Here is a 20,622-nt window from a genome sequence, read left to right as displayed (position 1 = left end):
AAATGTGAATTAATTTTTTGTTAAAATAATTTATTGATGTTTTTTGAACTGTTATTTTATGTGATGCTTTAAATGCAAATTGCTCAAAAATTAAGCCGAAATTCTTTTTTTTATTTTTCAAATTTGGAATTAGCAATTTTACCCAACAGTTTTGCTTTTTTTTAATAAATATGTAAATGTGATTGAATTTAAAACTATGGTATTGAATAGTTTTAGTGATTTTTCGAAAATATTTTTTTTAAATTATAATTATAAATAGTTATATTTAAAATTTAATTGAAATAAATGAGTATGAAAAAAGACAAACTTTCAAATGACGATTTACTCAATATAATTCAACAGCAAGAATCAGAAATAAATCGTTTATTAAAATATAAACAAGCGATAAGTAATTTTGATTTCTACCTGAATCGTACTCAGGACTTAGTATGTATTATTAGTTTTGATGGTTTCTTTAAAGAGATTAATCCTTCTTTTACTCAAATATTTGGATATACTGAGGAAGAGTTACTAACGAATCCAATCTCAACATTTATTCATCCCGATGATGTAGAGAAAACAAATCAGGAAATAGTATTGTTATCACAATCACAGTCATCAGTATATTTTGAAAACCGATTTATAAATAAAAACACAGAAGTAGTTACCCTACAATGGACAATTACGGTATCTCCTTCACAAGAATTTGTTTATGGAATAGGTAGAGATATTTCTTTAATTAAAAAAAATGAAGAACATTTAATTGCTAACCAAAAATTATTAAATGAAGCCCAAAAAATAGCTAAAATAGGAAGTTGGGAATTTAATTTGATAACAAAAAAAATGATTTGGTCTAAGGAATTGTATTCGATTTATGAAATCGATAATAAACCTGACCAAAATTTATTTCATGAATTTTTAAATCTTTTTTCAAAAGATGATGTCAAATCTTTTTTAAATAAAATAGATCAATGTATTACTGATAAAAATCAATTTGAACTTGAACAAAGTCTCATTTTATCAGATAAAAATAAAAAATGGATACATGCAATTGTAATTCCAGTACTTGATAATTCTGGTAATGTTTGTGCTTTAATAGGAAATACTCAGGACATTACCGAGAAAATAGAATATACTAAAAACCTACGTGTAAAAGAGAAGACAGAGGCCGAGTATAAGCTGGCCATTATCAAAGAGGAAAGTAATGCCAAGTTCAAGAATTATATTGAAAATGCCCCCGATGCGGTTTTTGTTGTTGATAAGAAAGGGAATTATTTAGAAGCTAATCCCGCATTTACTTTATTGACGGGATATTCAAAAAAAGAACTTTTTTTAATGAATTTTGGTGACCTATTTTCCCTTGATATGAAAGAGGATTCTTCAAGGATTTTTAATTTTCTATTAGAAACAGGAAGTGTAAGGGGAGAAATTAAAGGAATCCACAAAAATGGAGAAATAAGATGGATGTCGATTGACGCTGTAAAGCTATCAGATAATCGTTTTTTAGTGTTTTCGAAGGATGTAACAGAGAGTAAAGCAGCAAAAGAATTATTAATAAATACTTTTGAACGTATTACGGACGCCTTTGTAGCTATAGATAATAATTGGTGCTACACCTATATGAACAAAAAAGCGGGAGAAATATTAAAGCGTAATCCTCATGAAATACTTGGTAAAAATATTTGGGAAGAATTTCCGGAATCTGTTAACAAAGAGTTTTATAATGATTGTCATCGGGCTTTAGAAAAGCAAGAATATGTTTATAATGAGATTTTCTACCCTTCAACGGGAGTCTGGATTGAAAACCATATTTATCCTTCAATTGATGGATTATCAAATTTTTTTAGGGATATAACGGAGAACAAAAAAGCGTTGGCGACAATCGAAAATAATGAAAAATATTTTCGTTCTTTAGTTGAAAATAATGATGGTATTATTACCGTATTTGATGAAAATTTTAATGCGCTGTTCCGCAGTCCCTCTTCACAACGTATTACTGGGTACACTAACGAAGAATTAAGAAAAATTTCTAATAATGATTACTACCATCCAGATTATGTAGATTACATGAATGGCATTATTCAAAAAACATTGGATAACCCCGAGGTCCAAATTCCAGTTTTGTTTCAGGTAAGGCATAAAAAAGGGCATTTCATCTGGCTGGAGGGTGTATTGAATAATCAATTAAGCCACAAAAATGTGAAAGGCATCATTTCTAATTTAAGAGATGTGACGGAGCGAGTTGAAGCGAACGAAATCTTGATTAAAGAGAGAGAGAAGTTTAGTAAAATAGCTGCTACTTCTCCAGGTCTTATTTATTCCATGCGTCTAAATAAAGATGGTTCATTGTGTTATATCTATGCCAGTCATGCGGTTGAATTGATTTACGGCTTTGTTTTTGAAGAAATTGAAAATAATACAGAATTAATTTTCAATCGTATTCATCCTGAAGATTTGCAATTGGTACTGGATAGTATCAATGACACTAAGACAAATTTAGTACCACTCAAGTGCCAATATCGATATGATCATCCAGAAAAGGGACTACTTTGGCATGAGGTAAATTCATTACCCCAGCAGGAACAGCAAGGAACGGTAATATGTCATGGAATTGTTACTGATATTACTAAAAGAGTAGCAACAGAATTAGCTATTAATCGAGAACGTAATAAATTTTCAATTATTTCTTCAACACTGCCCGGTTTAATCTATTCTTTTTACAGAGATGAGCAAGGAATAGACTATTTTACTTACATAAGTGACGCGATATATGATTTATTAGGCCTATATAAAAATGATGTAATAGCGGACTCTAATTTGTTTTTTAGTTTAATTTATAGAGAAGACATTCAGCTTTTAATGGAAAGTGTAAATGAAGCTGTTTCAACAAAATCAAATTGGAGATGTCAGTTTAGATTTCATCATCCCATCAAAGGTATAATATGGTTAGAAGGTAATTCTAAACCAGTCATTGAATTAGAAAAAGTAGTGTATCACGGTTTTCTAACTGATATTACTGAGAATAAAAATGCAGAGCTAAAAGTTATTAAAGCAAATCGTCTTTATGCTTTCATCAGTCAGATTAATCAAATGATTGTTCGTACCAAGGATAAAGAAACACTTTATAAAGAAGCTTGCGCTATTGCTATAGAATTTGGAAAATTTAAATTGGCTTGGATTAGTACAATTTCTCCAATTAGCAAAGAAGTAATTCCGGCAATGATGGCAGGGGATGATATGGATTACTTTGAGACTATAAAATCAATTTCAACGGATGCTACTATTCCTGAGGGAAGAGGTCCAGAAGGAACGGTAATTAGAGAGGACAAATATGTCATTTGTAATGATATTGAAAACGATCCCATGATGGTTCCTTGGAAAGAAGAAGCATTAAAAAGGAACTTTTTATCTGCAATGGTGTTACCAATTAGACATTTTGGAACAGTTGTAGGAACATTTACTTTTTATTCTGATGAGATAAATTATTTTGATGATGAGGAAATTGCATTATTAGAGGAAGCGACTGATGACGTGGCTTTTGCTTTAGACATTTTTGAGAAAGAGGCATTACGAAATAGAGCAGAGTTAGCAATTAAAGTTAGCGAACAGCGCTATCATACCCTTACAGAACATGTTCCGGTTGGAATTTTTCATACAGATGTAACTGGATATACAACCTATGTTAACCCAATGTGGTGTCAAATTTCCGGATTGTCTTATGAAGAAGCCATAGGAAATGGTTGGTTTAAAGCTGTTCACGAAGAGGATAAAAAAACATTGTTAGAAGGATGGGAGAATGCTTCTAATAATCAAAAAAAGTCATTGTCAGAGTATCGTTTTGTTCGTCCGGATGGTTCAGTAGCATGGGTTATGGGGCAAGCTATTCCTGAAAAAAATGTTAGAAATGAAATTATAGGATATATTGGTACTATAACTGATATCACCGAGCGGAAGATTGCCGAAGATGCAATTTTGAAAGAGAAACTATTATCAGAAACCATAATTAATAATCTTCCAGGTGTTTTTTATCTTTATGAACGTTCTGCGACTTTTGTAAAATGGAATAAAAATTTTGAGACCGTTAGCGGCTATACCGCAGAAGAAATAGCTCAAATGGAACCTATTAATTTTTATGATGAAGATTTTAAAGAAATAATAAGAACAAGAATAAAGACCGTATTTGAAAAAAAATTACCAGGAATAGAAGTCGAATTATTTACAAAAAACAAAAATAAAATTCCATATTATATCAATTCTCATGCAATTGAGTATCAAGGAAAAGAATGTTTATTGGGAATTGGGTTGGATCTGTCTGATATTAAAAAAGCAGAAGAAAAAATTAAAATTGCTAATGAACGATTCGAAATGATTTCTGCAGCGACTAATGATGCTGTTTTTGAAGTGAATTTACTAACTGGAGAAAGTTGGAATAATAAAGCGTTTGTAAATCTTTTCGGTTTTGGAAGCAATGAACTTTATGGGGCTAATTACAATGGATTATGGCGCTCAAAGATTCATCCAGATGATAAAGCTAGAGTGATTAAAAAATTAGAAGATTCAATTTTAGGCACAACAAATTTATGGTCTGACGAGTTTCGTTTTCAAAAAAATGATGGGAGTTACGGGATCTTTTATTATAGAATATTTATATCTCGGGATGAAACTGGAAAAGCAATTCGTTTAAACGGAGCATTAATTGAAATTACAGAATTAAAAAACATTAAAGAGCAATTAATCAATAGTGAAGAAAAATATAAGAGTCTTATAGAGCAAGCCTCTGATGCTATTTTTATAAATGATGTTTCAGGAAATTTACTTGAGGTAAATGAAAGTGCTAGCGTTATGTTAGGATACACTAAAGAGGAACTCTGTTCAAAAAACGTGACAGATTTATATTCTGAGGAGGAACTTATTGCAAAACCAATAATGTACTTAGAATTGATTAGCGGTGAAAAAACGTTAATAGAACGAAAAATGCTTCATAAGAACCACTCTATTATTTCGGTAGAAATTACGGCTAAAATGATTGGTGATGGTAGGATTGTAGCTATAGTAAGGGATGTAAGTGAGCGTAAGAAAATAGATGATGAGTTTAAGAAAATGCATAAAAAGCTTGAGGCTATACTCGGTGCAATCCCAGATATGTTATTTGAAGTAGATTTGAAAGGTAAAATTTATAATTATCATTCTCGTCGAAATGATTTGTTAGAAATGTCAGACAGTCAATTCTTAGGAAAAAATTTCATAGATATTTTACCTCCTGATGCAGCTAATTTGTGTTTGTCAGCGATAAGAGAGGCTTCAGAAAAAGGGTTTTCGGCAGGAAGACAGTATTCATTACGATTTGAAACAGGTATACGTTGGTTTGAACTTTCAATAGCGCCAATGCAGGAAAGTTTGGAGCATGATATACATTTTATTTGTCTTTCCAGAGATATTACCAATGCTAAAGAATCCGATTTTGCGCTCTTTAAAAGTGAGGAAAGGTACCGTGGTTTATTAAATAATTTAGACGCTGGAATTGTTGTTCACGCATCGGATACATCAATTATTGTGAATAATCTAAAAGCTTCTGAATTATTGGGCTTAACTGATGATCAAATGAAGGGTGTAACAGCTTATGATCCAACTTGGGATTTTTTGAATGAAGATAACTCAGTAATGCAGACAGAAAATTATCCTGTTAACCAAATTATAGCTAACAAGCGAGCAATCAAAAATTTTAAACTTGGAGTCAATCGACCTGCGAATAATGACGTTGTATGGCTTTTGATCAATGGTTTTCCAGATATGGATTCTGATGGTAATATAAATGAAATTGTAATAAGTTTTGTTGATATCACAGAACAAAAACTGATGGAAATGGAACTTATAAATGCTAAAGAGCAAGCCGAAGGAGCCAATAAAGCTAAAACAGATTTTCTGGCTAATATGAGTCACGAAATACGAACTCCATTAAATGGGATAATAGGTTTTACTCATTTGTTAATGAAGTCTAATCTGAAAAAAAATCAGGCTGAATACATGACAACTGTAAATGAATCAGCAACATCATTGATGGATATTGTTAATGATGTTTTGGATTTTTCTAAAATTGAATCTGGAAAATTAGATTTGAATATTGAAGAAGTAAATCTGTTTAAATTGACAAATCAGGTCATCGATTTATTTAAATTTCAAGCAAAACAAAAAAAGATTGACTTAAAGCTTGATATTGGTAAGAGTGTTCCACAACATATTCTTGCTGATTCAGTACGACTGAAACAGATATTGGTAAATCTATTAAGCAATGCTGTAAAATTTACCACTTTTGGAGAGATAAGATTAGATATTAATGAGATAGAGGTCTCTGATAGAAAATGGTCAACCATAAAGTTCTCTGTTAAAGATACCGGAGTAGGAATTAAATCAGGCAATAACGAAAAAATATTCAATTCGTTTGTTCAGGAGGATAATTCAACCAATAGAAAATTTGGCGGTACTGGATTAGGCTTGGCTATTTCAAATCAATTGTTGGCTTTAATGGATAGTAAGCTGCAGTTAATCAGTAAGTATGGCGATGGAAGTGATTTCTTTTTTGTCATTAAATTTAAAAAGGCCAAACATAAAAAAAATGCGGATGCATCAATAGCTAAATCGATTCTAGTTGATACGATAACACCTTTAAGCACTTTGAATGGGTATAAAGTATTAATAGTTGAAGACAATAAAGTTAATGTGCTTTTAGCCAAAGCATTAGTTAAAAGAATTATACTTAATTGTACTATTTTTGAAGCTAAGGATGGCAATGAGGCAGTTGAGCTGTATAAAAAGGAATCTCCAGATGTGATTTTAATGGATATTCAAATGCCAAATAAAAATGGATACGAAGCAACAAACGAAATTAGACAGTTAAAAGGTTCTGAAAATATTCCAATAATTGCAATTACAGCCGGAATAATGGTAGGCGATAAAGAAAAATGTCTTGACGCAGGAATGAATGATTATTTACCTAAACCTATTATTCAATTGGATTTAGAAAAAATATTATACAAATGGTTAAAAAAGAATTAAAACTGTCTTTTTTTTTATTGATATAAAAGGTGTTCAATTTATGTTCGCCTTTTTTTATGAATTTTTATTTTTTTCAATAGTAAAACATGGTAAAGTTGCTTGTGATTTTTTTGTGGAATATTTATCTAACTAGATTTTTAATTGTTTGTAAGAAATATATTTTTTTATTATATTTAACATAGTTTATGGCTTATTGTAGTTTATTTTTTTAATTAATTACAATGAAGATTCGTAAATAATTAAAAATGTAATTTATTTTAAGGTTAAATTTTTCTATTATTTAATAAAAAGATAAATAATTATTAAAATCGATAAGTTTTTAATTTATTTCTAATAAGTTTTCGAATCATCATACATTAAAAAAGAGATATAAGGTTTGTAAGTTTGTCTTTTAGTCTGAATTACTTAAGTTTTAATTTTATAAATGAAAAAGTATTGAATAAGCAAAAAATAAGTGTCAAATTCTCAATTTTAATTAAAATGTAGAATCTATGGAAAATATTGAAGATTTTGGGGGGAATTTTCAACAAAAAAAGAACGCTATAAATGTTTCTAAACTTTCAGAAAACGAAACATTAAAACTGATCCATGAATTAGAAATGCATCAGATAGAATTAGAGCTGCAAAAGGAAGAACTTATTGTAGCTAAAGAACAAGCAGAAATAGCGACCCAAAAATATGCAGAATTGTATGATTTTGCTCCGTCTGGTTATTTTACACTAACTAATGCAGGAAAAATAACATATCTTAATTTTACCGGTTCCCAATTATTACAAACAGAAAAATCAAAATTAATAAACCATCAATTTGGATTATTTATTTCGGACGATACAAAGTCATACTTTATTGAATTTCTAGATACTATATTCAAAACCAGTCAAAAAGAATGTTGTGAAGTAAAACTGTTGTTAAAAAATAATAGCACAATAAATGTTTACCTCTCTGGGGTTCTCTCAGAGAATAAAAATGAAGCTCTAATAACATCAGTAGATATTACACAACTAAAATTGACAGAAAGTGCTCTTAAAGAAAGTGAAAAACGTAATAGAGAATTATTAAACAATTTAGATGTAGGTATTGTCTTGTATAATAAAGACAAGTCGATAATTTTTTCTAATACTAAAGCATCTGAATTAATAGGTTTAGAAGTAGATCAGATAACTGGGAGAAAAAAAATTAACCCTGAGTGGGAATTCATACAAAGTGATAATCAGCCTTTGACTCAAGAAAATTATCCAGTAAATGAAATTTTAAGGACTAAAAAAATCTTAAAGAATTTTATAATTGGATTTAAAAAAAGCCATCACGCTTCCATTCAATGGTTTTTGATTAATGGTTTTCCAGTCTTTAATGATATCGGAGAAATTGAAGAAGTTGTAATCTGTTTTACTGATATCACTGAGCTAAAAAAATTAGAAATTGAATTGATTAAAGTGAGCAATCAAGCCGAAGCTGCAAGTAAATCAAAATCCATTTTTTTGACTAATATGAGTCACGAAATTAGAACTCCTTTAAATGGAATTATTGGTTTTACAGATTTGTTGATGAAAACAAATCTCGATAAAAACCAAAGTGAATATATGGATATGGTTCATGAATCAGCTGTAATATTAGTTGAAATTATTAATAATATTTTAGATTTTTCTAAAATTGAATCAGGTAAATTAGAATTGAATTTAGAAGAGGTTAATCTTTTTGAATTAATTTATCGTGTAATCGATATTTTTAAATATCAGGCAAAATTAAATTCAATAGACTTAAAAGTAAATATTGATGCAATGGTGCCTAATTATGTTCTATGCGATTCTGTTCGATTAAAACAAATTCTGGTGAATTTAATTGGGAATGCAATGAAATTTACAACAGAAGGTTCCGTTATTTTAAATGTTAGTCCGGTTTTCTTAGGAAATGAAAATCAATGTCAATTGAAATTTTTAGTTAAAGATACTGGTATAGGAATAAAAGAAGAAAATCATGAAAAAATATTTCAATCTTTCATACAAGAAGACACTACAATTACACGAAAATTTGGAGGAACAGGCTTAGGCCTGGCGATTACAAATCAGCTTTTAGCATTGATGAATAGTAAGTTAGAACTAAAAAGTCGGTTTGGAGAAGGCAGTGAGTTTTTCTTTACTGTTAAATTAAAAAAATTAAATCATAATAAAGATTTAAAAAATTCTGATAACAATGTTGAGGTCAAAGAAGGAATTCCTTTTGTCAAAAAATTATCAAAAAAGACAATTTTAGTTGTCGAGGATAATAAAATTAACATGCTTTTGGTAAAAACATTACTGAAATCAATACTGCCAGGTTGTACAATTTTAGAGGCTTCAGATGGCAAAAAAGCAATTAAATTATATAAAAAAGAAAAATTGGATTTAATTTTAATGGATATACAAATGCCACATAAAAATGGTTATGAAACAACTATTGAAATTAAACAGCTAAAAAAATACAATAATATTCCAATAATTGCCTTAACTGCTGGTATAATGATTGGGGAAAAGGAGAAGTGCTTAGAATCAGGAATGGATGATTATGTTGCGAAACCCATTATACGTTCCAACTTAGAAAAGGTACTTTTTAAATGGATAAAAAATTGATACTTTTTATTCAAACCATTTTTTAGGTTTATACGTCTGTTTTTTTAAACCAAATTTTGTGATGGCATGTTTTTTAAGATGCTCAACTAATTCTTCGACAGAGTCAGTTACAAATAAAAGGCTCATATCTTCGGTACTGATACTCTCATTTTTTGACATAACTTGAATATGATGATGCAACTCTTTATGATATTCAGTGTCAAAAATTACAATAGGGAAATTATTAATTATTTTATTTTAAATTAGTGTTAGTGCTTCAAAAAGTTCATCAAGCGTGCCTATTCCACCAGGCATAACAACGAAAGCATAGGAGTATTTTATTAAAATTACTTTTCTCACAAAAAAGTATGGAATATAAATCCATTTATGCAAATATGGATTTGGTTTTAGTTCAATAGGAAGAACAATGTTAGATCCCACAGAATAACCTTCGGCTTCATAAGCACCCTTATTTGCCGCTTCCATAATTCCAGGACCGCCACCAGTCATTACTGTAAACCCTAATTTTGCAATTTCGGCACCAATTTTTTCAGCATTTTTGTAATGTCCAGTTTCTGGACCAAATCTCGCAGAACCAAAAACAGTAACGCAAGGTCCAATAAAATGCATTTTCTGAAATGCTCTTATGAAGTTATATTGAACTTTGAATGTGAAAAACAAGTTTTTTAGTCGTGTCAAAGGTCCTCTTACAAATAATGATTCGGATTTTGAAAGTCTATATTGGCGTGGTTTTTCCATTGTGACACTAATTTAGGAAAAATAATAGTTTAATTCTGAAAGTTAAAAAACAAAACTCAAATGCCACTTTATAAAAAAAAAAAGACTTTTCGCAAAATTGCAATAGATTGAACTAAAAATAACCTCTTTGATGCAAATACTTTGAGTTTTCTATTGTTTTTTTTCTAAAATAGTTTTAATGATTTCTTCTTTAGAAACCACACCGGATTGTCTCCATAATTGTTTTCCGTTTTGGAACAAAATCATCGTTGGAACACCTCGAACTTGATATTGACTTGAAATTTGTTGGTTTTTGTCCACATCAATTTTGATTATGGAAACGTTATCCCCTAAGCTGTCTTTTACTTCTTTCAAAATGGGGCTAAGCATTTTGCAAGGTCCGCACCATGTGGCAAAAAAGTCTACCAATACAAGTTTGTTTGAATTGATAATTGTATCGAAATTATTCATTTTTATTGTATTTATTGTTAGGAATAGAACAGCCATTAGAACCACAGCCTAAATTAAAAACGACCTGAATGAAGAAGAACAGTCCAAAACCAATGAACATCCATTCTTTCAAAATATAGGCTTGTGCAAATAAAAATAAGGCAAACACCAGACGAACCCAGCGCATAAGATGCCAATTGGTAAATAATAATGCTTTCATTTTTTTAGAAAAAAGGAGTTTAGTTTTACGTGTTTATTTTTTTGATTTTATATTTTTCCTCATGAGCAATCGCTTGTTCTAATGTTTTTAGTGTAATTTCATTTTTACTGACTATTAAAACTTCAGCAAAATTATTGCTGATACTTACATTTAATACACCTTCAATTGCTAGTGTTTTTTCAGTGATAGTTTCCATGCAACCGCTACACATGATCCCTTCTAATTCATATAAACTTACACTAATCAGACTATTCTTTTTTAATTCGATAAATAACTCAGAATTCGCTCTTGGTGCAATTGAATTTTTAGATACATCTATTTTCAAAAAATCAAAAGTATCTTTGAAAAGCATTTCATATTCTTCTTTGCTTCCGCCAAAAGGGGGACCGGATTCAAATGTTCTATTAAAGAGCAATCCAGCTAAAATGCCGTCGTCAGACAAAAGTTGGTGCATTTTCCACACATATTTTTGACGCATTGTTGGAGGCAAAGCACAGAAAAAGGTCTGCTCTATGATAAAATCATATTTTCCTTGATGATCAAAAAAATCACCTAAAACAATTTGAATATTAGTATTGTTTTTGAATTTTTCTTTTAAAACAGTAACTAATGTGGGTGCAATATCAATAACAGTAATGTTCGTAAACCCTTGTTCCAGAATATAATGGGCCTCATAGCTGTTGCCACAACCAGGAATCAAAATACGACTGTTTTTATTTGCAATTGTATCCACGTAAGCTTGTATGGGTGGCGATACTTGTCCTAAATCCCAACCGGTAGTTTTAGCTTCATATTGCGCATCCCAATAGGCCGCATCGATTGGTCTATCGCAGGAAACGACACAACATTTTAAATCAGACATTTTATACTTTTTTTCGGGTTGAAATTCCAAACGGGTAATACAAAGGGCAAAAGCTCACAAAACTGGTGATTATAAAAATAATTGCAAATGCTCCTAAAACAAGTGCAAGAGTACCGCTAATAGTATTCGTAAAATATAGCACGGCTACAATTGCTGCCAATGCGATACGAATAATTCTGTCTGTTGATCCCATATTTTTTATCATTGTATAAAATTATTTAGTTAATCATTTATTTCAAAACTTTACTTTGGCAAACGAAATCCGTTTTAGGAACATCCGTTTTTGCAATAGCATTAAAACCGCCTTCAATTTCGGTAAAATTTCTAAAACCTCGTGCTTCCAGAATAGAAGACGCAATCATACTGCGGTATCCGCCGGCACAATGCAGGTAAAAATGTTCTTTTGGATTTATATCTTTGATCCATTCATTAATAGCCGAAAGTGGCTTACTATAGGATTCATCTATATGCTCTGCGCTGTACTCACTTTCTTTACGAATATCAATTATTTTGCTTACGCCAATTTTAACTTCTTTGGCAAATTGTTCGGCTGTGATTCTATTTACAGTGTCAATTTCTTTTCCTGCTTTTGCCCAAGCATCGAAACCTCCATCAAGATGACCTATTAAGTTATCAAAACCGACACGACTTAAACGTGTAACTGTTTCTTCCTCGAGACCCAGTTCACACAAAATTAGAATAGTTTGTTTTACATCGGCAATTAAAGCACCTACCCACGGGGCAAAATCGCCATCAATTCCTATGTTTATCGATTGAGGAATAAATCCTTTAGCAAATTCACCATTTTTTCGAGTATCTAATATTAAGGCTCCAGTTTCTTCGGCAGCCACTTCAAATTCAACGACTGATAACGCGCGCATTCCTAAGTGTAATACGTTTTCAAAACTGTCATATCCTTTTTTATTCATTGCCACATTCATTCCAAAATAGGCTGGAGGAGGCAATAAACCTTCGGTTACTTCTTGTATAAATTCGGCTTCAGTCATGTTGGCACGCAATGCATAATTCGTTGCTTTTTGGTTACCTATAGTAGAAACAGTTTCCTTACTCATATTTTTTCCGCAGGCACTTCCAGCACCGTGAGCAGGATAAACAATTACATCATCTGCTAAAGTCATAACTTTATCTCTTAGAGAATGAAATAAAATTCCGGCTAATTGCTCTTGTGTCATGTGTGCCGCTTTCTGGGCTAAATCTGGTCTTCCTACATCTCCAATAAATAATGTGTCTCCAGAGAAAATTGCATGATCTTTTCCGTTTTCGTCAATTAATAAAAAAGTGGAGCTTTCCATGGTATGTCCTGGAGTGTGCAATACTTTTATTTTGATGTTTCCAATGGTGAATTCTTGTCCATCCTTAGCAGAAATACATTCAAATTCACAAGTTGCATTTGGACCATAAACTATTGGTGCACCTGTTTCTCTACTCAAATCTACGTGACCAGAAACAAAATCAGCATGAAAATGGGTTTCAAAAATATATTTTAGTTTTACACCATCTCTGGATAATCTGTCCAAATAAGGTTGAGTTTCACGTAACGGGTCAATTATTGCCGCTTCACCATTTGAGGTAATATAATAAGCACCTTGAGCTAAACATCCTGTATATATTTGTTCTATTTGCATGATTGTGTTATTTAATTTTATAATACAAATGTACCTTTGTTTTTTAGGAAAAACAGTGATAATTGTTACATTCCATTTTTTATTTGAAGAAAAATTCTTTGATAATAATATAAACTCCCATTATTAATACAAACCAACCAAAGATTGGTTTTAGTTTAGTTCCATCTATTTTTTTTGAAAGATTTAATCCGATAAGCATTCCTATAAATGCCATACTTGTAATCATTATTAAAAAGGAATAATCAATAGGTGTACCAATGTATAAATCTCCTCCAAAACCGATACTGGAATTTATAAAGATAATTAATAATGAGGTGCCAACGGCCTGTTTCATGGGTAAATTAGCAAAGAACAATAAGGAAGGAATAATCAAGAATCCGCCTCCTGTTCCTAAAAATCCAGTTATAATTCCAATAAAAAAACCAATTAATCCTAGTTGAATATAATTTGTTTTTGGTGGGTTAGGTACTGTTTTAGTTTTGCGTATCATCGCTATTGCGGCTGCTATCATGAGTACTGAAAAAACGATCATTATCAGAAAACTTTTCGATACTTGGTAGGACGCTATGGTAAAAATTGTTGCGGCTATTTTTGGAAAAATTACTTTTCTAATGATTAGGATTGAAAAAACCGAGGGAATGGCAAAGTATAATGCTGATTTAATTTTGAGATTCCCCATTTTATAGTGACTGATACAGCCAAATAAAGCTGTGATTCCTACTATAAATAAAGAATAACTCGTAGCAATTTCAGGATCTATTTTAAAGAGATAAACCAGAATAGGAACAGTAAGTATAGATCCACCACCACCAATTAATCCTAAAGAAAGTCCTATTATTATTGAAGCAATGTAGCCTAAATATTCCATTTTAAAATTTATTGAAATACATTTCTATCGATTTTAACTTTAATAAATAGACTTCCTTTAGCCATTTATTTTAAAAGCTCAATGTTGTTGCGATGTAAGGAAACAATACCACGTTGCTCCATTTTTTTTAATAAACGTGAAATAACTTCTCTGGACGTATTTAACTCAGATGCAATTTCCTGATGTGAAAGTTTCAATTCTTTACAATTACATGCATCAGCATGGCGTTTTAAATAAAATTCTAAGCGCTCATCCATGGCCCGGAATGCAATACTATCAATTACTTCTAATACTTCTTCAAATCGACTGCGGTAAGAACTAATCACAAATTCATACCAACTGCGGTGCATCATCATCCATTTATCCATTAAAGGAAGTGGAATCATTATCAGTTCAACATCCTCAACAACTTTAGCCATTATTTGGCTTTTTTCGTTTTTGGTGGCACAAATCATTGAAATGGCACAGGCTTGTCCAGGTTGCAAATAATACATAAAAAATTCACCGCCATTTTCGTCTTCACGGTAAATTTTTATTTTTCCGCTGATTACTAAAACCGTGTTTTTTATGTATTGTCCAGTTCTAATGATTATATCACCTGTCTGAAAGGAATGAATAGTTGCATTAACTTCTATTTCTTTCACTAATTCATTAGAAAATGAAGGAAAAATTTTCTTTATCGGGTCAAGCATTTTTAGTCTTTTTTTCTATCGTTAGTATGGTAAATGTAGTCTAAAAAACCCAAAAATGAATGGGATATTTTGGACTTATTAAAAATACAATCCTTGGTTAGGTATGAATTATTTAAGTATTTCCTATGGATTTAATAGGCTATATTTTGTAAAAATATATGTTTATTTTATAGTTTATTGATAGTTAATGCTTTGCGAAAACGTTTTCTAAAGATTATTATCTAATTAACAATTGTTGCGATTAGTGTTCGGTAAAAACGTTGTATTTTTACAAAAAACACTATTATGAATTTAACACAAGAAGATTGGGTTTCACAGTTTGAGGCTGATGAAAACGCAGTAATTTTAGACGTAAGAACAGAAGCCGAATTTAACGAAGGAATTATAGCCAACGCCATTAATATTGATATTCATTTGGGACAAGGTTTTATCTCAGAAGTTGAAGCGTTAGACAAAACTAAAAACTATTATGTGTATTGTCGCTCTGGAATGCGCAGTGCAAAAGCCTGTGAAATAATGAATGAACTGGGTTTTGAAAATGCATATAACTTAGTAGGAGGTATATTAGACTGGGATGGAGAAGTAGTTGCTCCATAAAGTGCAAAGAGGCTATGGCCTCTTTGTTTGTTTATAATTTAAATTAAAAACTCAATAAACTGTAGTATGAATGTAATACCAGAAGAATTTCAAATAAGTACTTTATTAAATCAAGACACCTATTTAGTGGACGGAGAATTAAGAAAATGGACTGGTCAGACCACTCCGGTTTTTTCAACAATTTCATCTACTGAAGAATATGGTCCAACTATTTTAGGATCAATCCCCTTTATGGGAGAAACTGAAGCTTTGGAAGCAGTAAATGCAGCCAGTGCGGCCTATAACAACGGTCAGGGATTATGGCCTACCATGAAAGTGACAGATCGTATCAAATGTATGGAAAAGTTTGTTACTCAAATGAAAACAACCCGCAAAGAAGTTGTTAAATTATTGATGTGGGAAATTGGAAAATCATTGGGTGATTCTGAAAAAGAATTTGACAGAACTGTAGAATATATTTATGATACGATTAATAGTTTAAAAGAATTAAACAGCCGTAGTGCTCATTTTTCCAAAGTGCAAGGAATAAATGCAATGGTTCGTAGAGGACCGCTAGGTGTTGTTCTATGTCTTGGACCTTATAACTACCCGCTAAATGAGACTTTTTCGTTGCTGATTCCTGCTTTAATTATGGGGAATCCAGTGATTTTTAAACCAGCAAAACACGGTGTTTTATTGATCTCGCCTTTATTGGAAGCTTTTAGAAGCAGTTTCCCTAAAGGAGCCATCAATATTGTATATGGTCGCGGACGTGAAGTAGCTTCGCCTATAATGAAATCTGGAAAAGTAGATATTTTGGCTTTGATAGGAAATAGTAAATCAGCGATTGCATTACAAGACCAACATCCTAATAAAAACAGATTGCGTTTGATATTAGGTTTGGAGGCAAAAAATCCTGCGATAATCCTTCCAGATGCTGATTTAGACTTGGCTATCCAAGAATGTATTGCGGGCTCTTTATCGTTTAATGGACAGCGTTGTACGGCTTTGAAAGTGTTGTATGTACATGAGTCTATTGCCGATGAGTTTAACAAACGTTTTGCTGCCAAAGTGGATGCGTTAGTTTTTGGAAATCCGTGGGATGCATCGGTGTTTTTGACGCCTTTACCCGAAAAAGAAAAACCGGCTTACATTCAGGAATTGATTGATGATGCTACCAATAAAGGAGCTGCGATAATCAATGAAAAAGGAGGGAAGCATTCCTCTAATTATATATTTCCAGCAGTTTTATTTCCCGTAAATAAAGAAATGCGTGTGTATCACGAAGAGCAATTTGGACCGGTAGTGCCTATTATTTCTTTCAAAGACATTCAAGAGCCTTTGAATGATATGGCCGAATCTAATTATGGACAACAAGTAAGTTTGTTTGGAAAAGACATTAAAACGATTGCACCGCTCATTGATGCTTTGGTAAATTTAGTTTGCAGAGTAAACTTGAATAGTTCTTGCCAAAGAGGACCTGATGTTTTACCTTTTACAGGACGAAAAGATTCAGCTGTAGGAACATTGAGTATTCATGATGCTTTGCGTTCATTCTCGATTAGAACCTTTGTAGCGTCTAAAGACAATGAGTATAACAATGCTATTTTACAAGAATTATTGAGCAGTAAAGAATCTAATTTTATTAATACCGATTATATTTTATAATTTAATTTTAATTAAAAAATCTAAGCCGTGTCGTTTTTTTCGATGCGGCTTTTTTTTGGAGTTAAGGTTGGTGATATGATTTTTATTAATCTTCAAGCAAGCTATAAATCAAAAAAGGTGACCTATTGCTAGACCACCTTTTTGAACAAATTATAAATCTAAAATTAAACCAAATCGAAACGATCTAAGTTCATTACTTTAGTCCATGCAGCAACAAAATCAGTAACAAATTTTTCATGTGCATCATGGTATCCGTAAACTTCTGCAAGTGCTCTTAATTCTGAGTTAGAACCAAAAATTAAATCAACTCTTGTTCCAATCCATTTTAATCCACCAGCCATTCTATCACTTCCTACAAAAGCATCATCAGATTCAGAAACGGCTTTCCATGTAGTTCTTAAATCTAATAAGTTTACAAAGAAATCATTAGTAAGTGTTTCTGGTCTGCTTGTAAATACTCCATTTTGAGATTTATCAAAATTAGTATTCAATACGCGCATTCCACCTACTAAAACTGTCATTTCTGGCGCTGTTAATGTCAATAACTGTGCTTTGTCTATCAACATTTCTTCGGCAGAAACAGTATATTTTGTTTTTACATAATTTCTAAATCCGTCAGCTTGTGGTTCTAAAACAGCAAACGATTCTACATCTGTTTGCTCTTGAGAAGCATCAGTACGTCCGGCAGCAAAAGGAACTTGTACAGATACACCTGCATTAGCTGCAGCTTTTTCAACGGCTGCGTTTCCTGCTAGTACAATTAAATCAGCAATAGAAACTTGCTTGTTTGTGTTTTGTGCATTGAAATCATTTTGAATGTTCTCAAGTGTTTTTAAAACACGATCTAATTGTGAAGGATTATTTACTTTCCAATTTCTTTGTGGCTCTAGTCTAATACGAGCACCGTTTGCTCCACCACGTTTATCAGATCCTCTAAAAGTAGATGCTGATGCCCATGCAGTACTTACAAGCTCTGAAATATTTAACCCAGATGATAAAACAGCTGCTTTAAGTGCTTCAGCATCTTGCTCATTGATTAATTCGTGTGTAACATTAGGAACTGGATCTTGCCAAATCAACTCTTCAGCTGGAACTTCATTTCCTAAATAACGCACTTTTGGTCCCATATCTCTGTGAGTCAATTTAAACCATGCTCTAGCAAAAGCATCGTTAAACGCATCAGGATTTTCTAAAAAGTGACGAGAAATTTTCTCGTATGCTGGGTCAACTCGTAAAGATAAATCTGTGGTAAGCATCATTGGCTGGTGTGTTTTTGATGCATCATGAGCATCAGGAATTGTTCCCGCACCGCCATTATCTACTGGCTTCCATTGATGAGCTCCTGCTGGACTTTTTGTTAATTCCCATTCAAAATCAAACAGGTTTTCAAAATAATTATTACTCCAGTTTACTGGTGTAGTAGTCCAAGCTCCTTCAAGTCCACTTGTAATAGTATCAGCACCGTTTCCTGTACCATACGTATTTTTCCATCCTAAACTTTGCTCTTCAATAGATGCTCCTGCTGGCTCAGCGCCTACATATACATTAGGATCTGCTGCACCGTGAGTTTTTCCTAATGTGTGTCCACCTGCAATCAAGGCTACTGTTTCTTCATCATTCATGGCCATACGAGCAAATGTCTCTCTAATGTCGCGTGCTGCTAATAGTGGATCAGGATTTCCGTCTGGTCCTTCTGGGTTTACATAAATAAGACCCATTTGTACTGCAGCAAGCGGATTTTCAAGCTCACGATCTCCAGAGTAACGGCTGTGCGGCTCTGTGCTTAATGACAACCATTCTTTTTCAGGTCCCCAATAAATATCTTCTTGTGGTTCCCATACGTCAACACGGCCTCCAGCAAAACCAAAAGTTTTAAATCCAGCTGATTCTAAGGCGCAGTTCCCCACTAAAACCATCAAATCTGCCCATGAAACTTTGTTGCCATATTTTTGTTTTATTGGCCATAAAAGTAAACGAGCTTTGTCTAAGTTGGCATTATCAGGCCAGCTGTTTAATGGTGCAAATCTTTGTGTTCCAAAACCTGCTCCACCACGACCATCAGCAATACGGTATGTTCCTGCACTGTGCCACGCTAGTCTAATGAAGAAAGGTCCGTAGCTTCCGTAATCTGCAGGCCACCAGTCTTGAGAGGTTGTAATTACTTCTTTAATATCATTTTTTAAAGCCTCTAAATCTACTTTTTTAAATTCTTCGGCATAATTAAAGTTGGCCCCCATTGGGTTGTTCTCTAATGAGTTTTGACGCAGAATATTTAAACTAAGTTGATTAGGCCACCAGTCACGATTAGTTCTACCGTGAGTAACGCTTTGTTTAGGAGCAGAAGCTGATGCTCCTGAGAAAGGACATTTACTTTCACCGTTGACATTGTAAGAGGTTGATTTTGAATTATTTTCCATGGTATGATTGATTTTTTAATTTTCTTAAAGCAAATTTACCAAAAAGTCTCCTTACCTAATTTTAATTTCGATAGATAAAAACTATAGTTAGAAATGATTTTAGTGATTGATAAATTTACTAAAAATGTTTAATTTAATCAATATCAGTTTATCAGGATATTATAACCTTATTGTTAAATTCATTAATTTGGGAGAATCGTTATCTTTAAACTTTAATTATTTTCAAACTATTATCGGATGTCACATATAAATAGGGGTGTAATTTTATGGAATTTGTAGTGACATATTAGGAAGTTTACTGTTCCAAAAAAAATAAATCGTAATTTGTTATTAAACTCGAACAATGTGTTGGCAGGTAAATAGTAACTTTGGTAAAAAATAAAAATATGAATTCAATTGAAGATAAAAATAATAGCCAACTAAATTTTGTAACCTCAGAGCTTGAAGCATGGGTTGGTATTTTATATTCGTGTATTTCTGCTGATAATCAAATTTCGAATTCGGAAACAGCAACGTTATCAAGATTGTTGTATTCGAAACAGATGTTTGTAGGAATTGATATTGCTCCTTTATATAAGAAAGCATTTGATGTAAGAAAACAACATGGACAATTAAAGTACATTTCGGCCTGTTGCGAATTAGTAAAAGAGGAAAATAGAGAAACTGTCTTTGCTCTTGCATTAGAAGTGTTGTTAGCAGACGGAACATTGGAAAAAGAAGAAAAAAATGTAATTGAAATTTTATCCAATCACCTTAAAATTGATTCTGAAATGACAAGTAAAATAATTGAAGTCATTTTCTTGAAAAATAAAGGAAATATCAAAGGTATATAAATGCTAATTGACATAAATGATACTTTATGCGGTCG

General features: G+C 32.0%; 15 protein-coding genes. 5 read left to right on the top strand and 10 right to left on the bottom strand.

Annotated features, from left to right (window positions below; genetic code table 11):
• The first annotated feature begins 291 nt into the window (after positions 1-291).
• Together DFR66_RS02320 and DFR66_RS02315 are read left to right on the top strand one after the other, a co-directional pair.
• Positions 292-7,032 carry a PAS domain S-box protein gene (locus DFR66_RS02320; protein WP_158634637.1) on the top strand — a complete coding sequence of 2,247 codons (6,741 nt, stop codon included), beginning with the start codon at positions 292-294 and terminating at the stop codon, positions 7,030-7,032.
• 491 nt (positions 7,033-7,523) lie between these two features.
• Positions 7,524-9,638, top strand: coding sequence for a PAS domain-containing hybrid sensor histidine kinase/response regulator (locus tag DFR66_RS02315; RefSeq protein ID WP_114753241.1), 2,115 nt, complete (start codon positions 7,524-7,526; stop codon positions 9,636-9,638).
• Positions 9,639-9,644: 6 nt separating this feature from the next.
• Here DFR66_RS02315 and DFR66_RS14120 read toward each other — a convergent pair whose 3' ends face one another.
• The 9 genes from DFR66_RS14120 to DFR66_RS02275 form a co-directional block, all read right to left on the bottom strand.
• Positions 9,645-9,797 carry a hypothetical protein gene (locus DFR66_RS14120; protein WP_317048667.1) on the bottom strand — a complete coding sequence of 51 codons (153 nt, stop codon included), beginning with the start codon at positions 9,795-9,797 and terminating at the stop codon, positions 9,645-9,647.
• A 78-nt stretch (positions 9,798-9,875) separates the two neighbouring features.
• Positions 9,876-10,376 carry an LOG family protein gene (locus tag DFR66_RS14115; protein ID WP_317048666.1) on the bottom strand — a complete coding sequence of 167 codons (501 nt, stop codon included), beginning with the start codon at positions 10,374-10,376 and terminating at the stop codon, positions 9,876-9,878.
• Between the two features lie 150 nt (positions 10,377-10,526).
• Positions 10,527-10,826 (bottom strand): thioredoxin, encoded by a 300-nt coding sequence (gene trxA / locus DFR66_RS02305; protein ID WP_114753240.1) that lies wholly within the window; start codon positions 10,824-10,826, stop codon positions 10,527-10,529.
• On the bottom strand, positions 10,819-11,025 hold the full coding sequence (locus tag DFR66_RS02300; RefSeq protein WP_114753239.1) for a hypothetical protein: 207 nt from the start codon (positions 11,023-11,025) through the stop codon (positions 10,819-10,821). The genes trxA and DFR66_RS02300 overlap by 8 nt, the downstream gene beginning before the upstream one ends.
• A gap of 25 nt (positions 11,026-11,050) precedes the next feature.
• A complete protein-coding gene (locus DFR66_RS02295) occupies positions 11,051-11,887 on the bottom strand; it encodes a methyltransferase (RefSeq protein WP_114753447.1) in 837 nt (278 codons plus the stop codon).
• Position 11,888: 1 nt separating this feature from the next.
• Positions 11,889-12,080: a YgaP family membrane protein gene (locus DFR66_RS02290; RefSeq protein ID WP_449404031.1), complete on the bottom strand. Its 192-nt coding sequence runs from the start codon at positions 12,078-12,080 to the stop codon at positions 11,889-11,891.
• A 37-nt stretch (positions 12,081-12,117) separates the two neighbouring features.
• Positions 12,118-13,533: an MBL fold metallo-hydrolase gene (locus DFR66_RS02285; protein ID WP_114753237.1), complete on the bottom strand. Its 1,416-nt coding sequence runs from the start codon at positions 13,531-13,533 to the stop codon at positions 12,118-12,120.
• Between the two features lie 79 nt (positions 13,534-13,612).
• A complete protein-coding gene (locus DFR66_RS02280; protein ID WP_114753236.1) occupies positions 13,613-14,401 on the bottom strand; it encodes a sulfite exporter TauE/SafE family protein in 789 nt (262 codons plus the stop codon).
• A 65-nt stretch (positions 14,402-14,466) separates the two neighbouring features.
• Positions 14,467-15,093 carry a Crp/Fnr family transcriptional regulator gene (locus tag DFR66_RS02275; RefSeq protein WP_114753235.1) on the bottom strand — a complete coding sequence of 209 codons (627 nt, stop codon included), beginning with the start codon at positions 15,091-15,093 and terminating at the stop codon, positions 14,467-14,469.
• A 285-nt stretch (positions 15,094-15,378) separates the two neighbouring features.
• Between DFR66_RS02275 and DFR66_RS02270 the strand changes: the two genes are divergently transcribed.
• The gene (locus tag DFR66_RS02270) at positions 15,379-15,690 is read left to right on the top strand and encodes a rhodanese-like domain-containing protein (RefSeq protein WP_114753234.1); all 312 of its coding nucleotides are present in this window, start codon (positions 15,379-15,381) and stop codon (positions 15,688-15,690) included.
• 66 nt (positions 15,691-15,756) lie between these two features.
• Complete coding sequence (locus tag DFR66_RS02265) at positions 15,757-17,337, top strand: NADP-dependent glyceraldehyde-3-phosphate dehydrogenase (protein WP_114753233.1); 1,581 nt, start codon at positions 15,757-15,759, stop codon at positions 17,335-17,337.
• Between the two features lie 164 nt (positions 17,338-17,501).
• Here DFR66_RS02265 and katG read toward each other — a convergent pair whose 3' ends face one another.
• The gene (gene katG / locus DFR66_RS02260; protein ID WP_114753232.1) at positions 17,502-19,754 is read right to left on the bottom strand and encodes a catalase/peroxidase HPI; all 2,253 of its coding nucleotides are present in this window, start codon (positions 19,752-19,754) and stop codon (positions 17,502-17,504) included.
• 386 nt (positions 19,755-20,140) lie between these two features.
• On the opposite strand from katG, the gene DFR66_RS02255 reads away from it, so the two are divergent.
• Positions 20,141-20,587, top strand: a complete 447-nt coding sequence (locus tag DFR66_RS02255) for a tellurite resistance TerB family protein (RefSeq protein ID WP_114753231.1) — start codon at positions 20,141-20,143, stop codon at positions 20,585-20,587.
• Positions 20,588-20,622: the final 35 nt, after the last annotated feature.

The organism is Flavobacterium glaciei (genome assembly GCF_003350545.1).
Lineage (GTDB): Bacteria > Bacteroidota > Bacteroidia > Flavobacteriales > Flavobacteriaceae > Flavobacterium > Flavobacterium glaciei.
Note: the sequence above shows the minus strand (reverse complement) of the source record. Positions and strands in the feature narration are given on the sequence as shown.

Coding starts and splice junctions, on each gene's coding strand:
- DFR66_RS02320 (WP_158634637.1), top strand. CDS start 292: ATGAAAAAAGACAAACTTTCAAATGACGATTTACTCAATATAATTCAA.
- DFR66_RS02315 (WP_114753241.1), top strand. CDS start 7,524: ATGGAAAATATTGAAGATTTTGGGGGGAATTTTCAACAAAAAAAGAAC.
- DFR66_RS14120 (WP_317048667.1), bottom strand. CDS start 9,797: ATGTCAAAAAATGAGAGTATCAGTACCGAAGATATGAGCCTTTTATTT.
- DFR66_RS14115 (WP_317048666.1), bottom strand. CDS start 10,376: ATGGAAAAACCACGCCAATATAGACTTTCAAAATCCGAATCATTATTT.
- trxA (WP_114753240.1), bottom strand. CDS start 10,826: ATGAATAATTTCGATACAATTATCAATTCAAACAAACTTGTATTGGTA.
- DFR66_RS02300 (WP_114753239.1), bottom strand. CDS start 11,025: ATGAAAGCATTATTATTTACCAATTGGCATCTTATGCGCTGGGTTCGT.
- DFR66_RS02295 (WP_114753447.1), bottom strand. CDS start 11,887: ATGTCTGATTTAAAATGTTGTGTCGTTTCCTGCGATAGACCAATCGAT.
- DFR66_RS02290 (WP_449404031.1), bottom strand. CDS start 12,080: ATGGGATCAACAGACAGAATTATTCGTATCGCATTGGCAGCAATTGTA.
- DFR66_RS02285 (WP_114753237.1), bottom strand. CDS start 13,533: ATGCAAATAGAACAAATATATACAGGATGTTTAGCTCAAGGTGCTTAT.
- DFR66_RS02280 (WP_114753236.1), bottom strand. CDS start 14,401: ATGGAATATTTAGGCTACATTGCTTCAATAATAATAGGACTTTCTTTA.
- DFR66_RS02275 (WP_114753235.1), bottom strand. CDS start 15,093: ATGCTTGACCCGATAAAGAAAATTTTTCCTTCATTTTCTAATGAATTA.
- DFR66_RS02270 (WP_114753234.1), top strand. CDS start 15,379: ATGAATTTAACACAAGAAGATTGGGTTTCACAGTTTGAGGCTGATGAA.
- DFR66_RS02265 (WP_114753233.1), top strand. CDS start 15,757: ATGAATGTAATACCAGAAGAATTTCAAATAAGTACTTTATTAAATCAA.
- katG (WP_114753232.1), bottom strand. CDS start 19,754: ATGGAAAATAATTCAAAATCAACCTCTTACAATGTCAACGGTGAAAGT.
- DFR66_RS02255 (WP_114753231.1), top strand. CDS start 20,141: ATGAATTCAATTGAAGATAAAAATAATAGCCAACTAAATTTTGTAACC.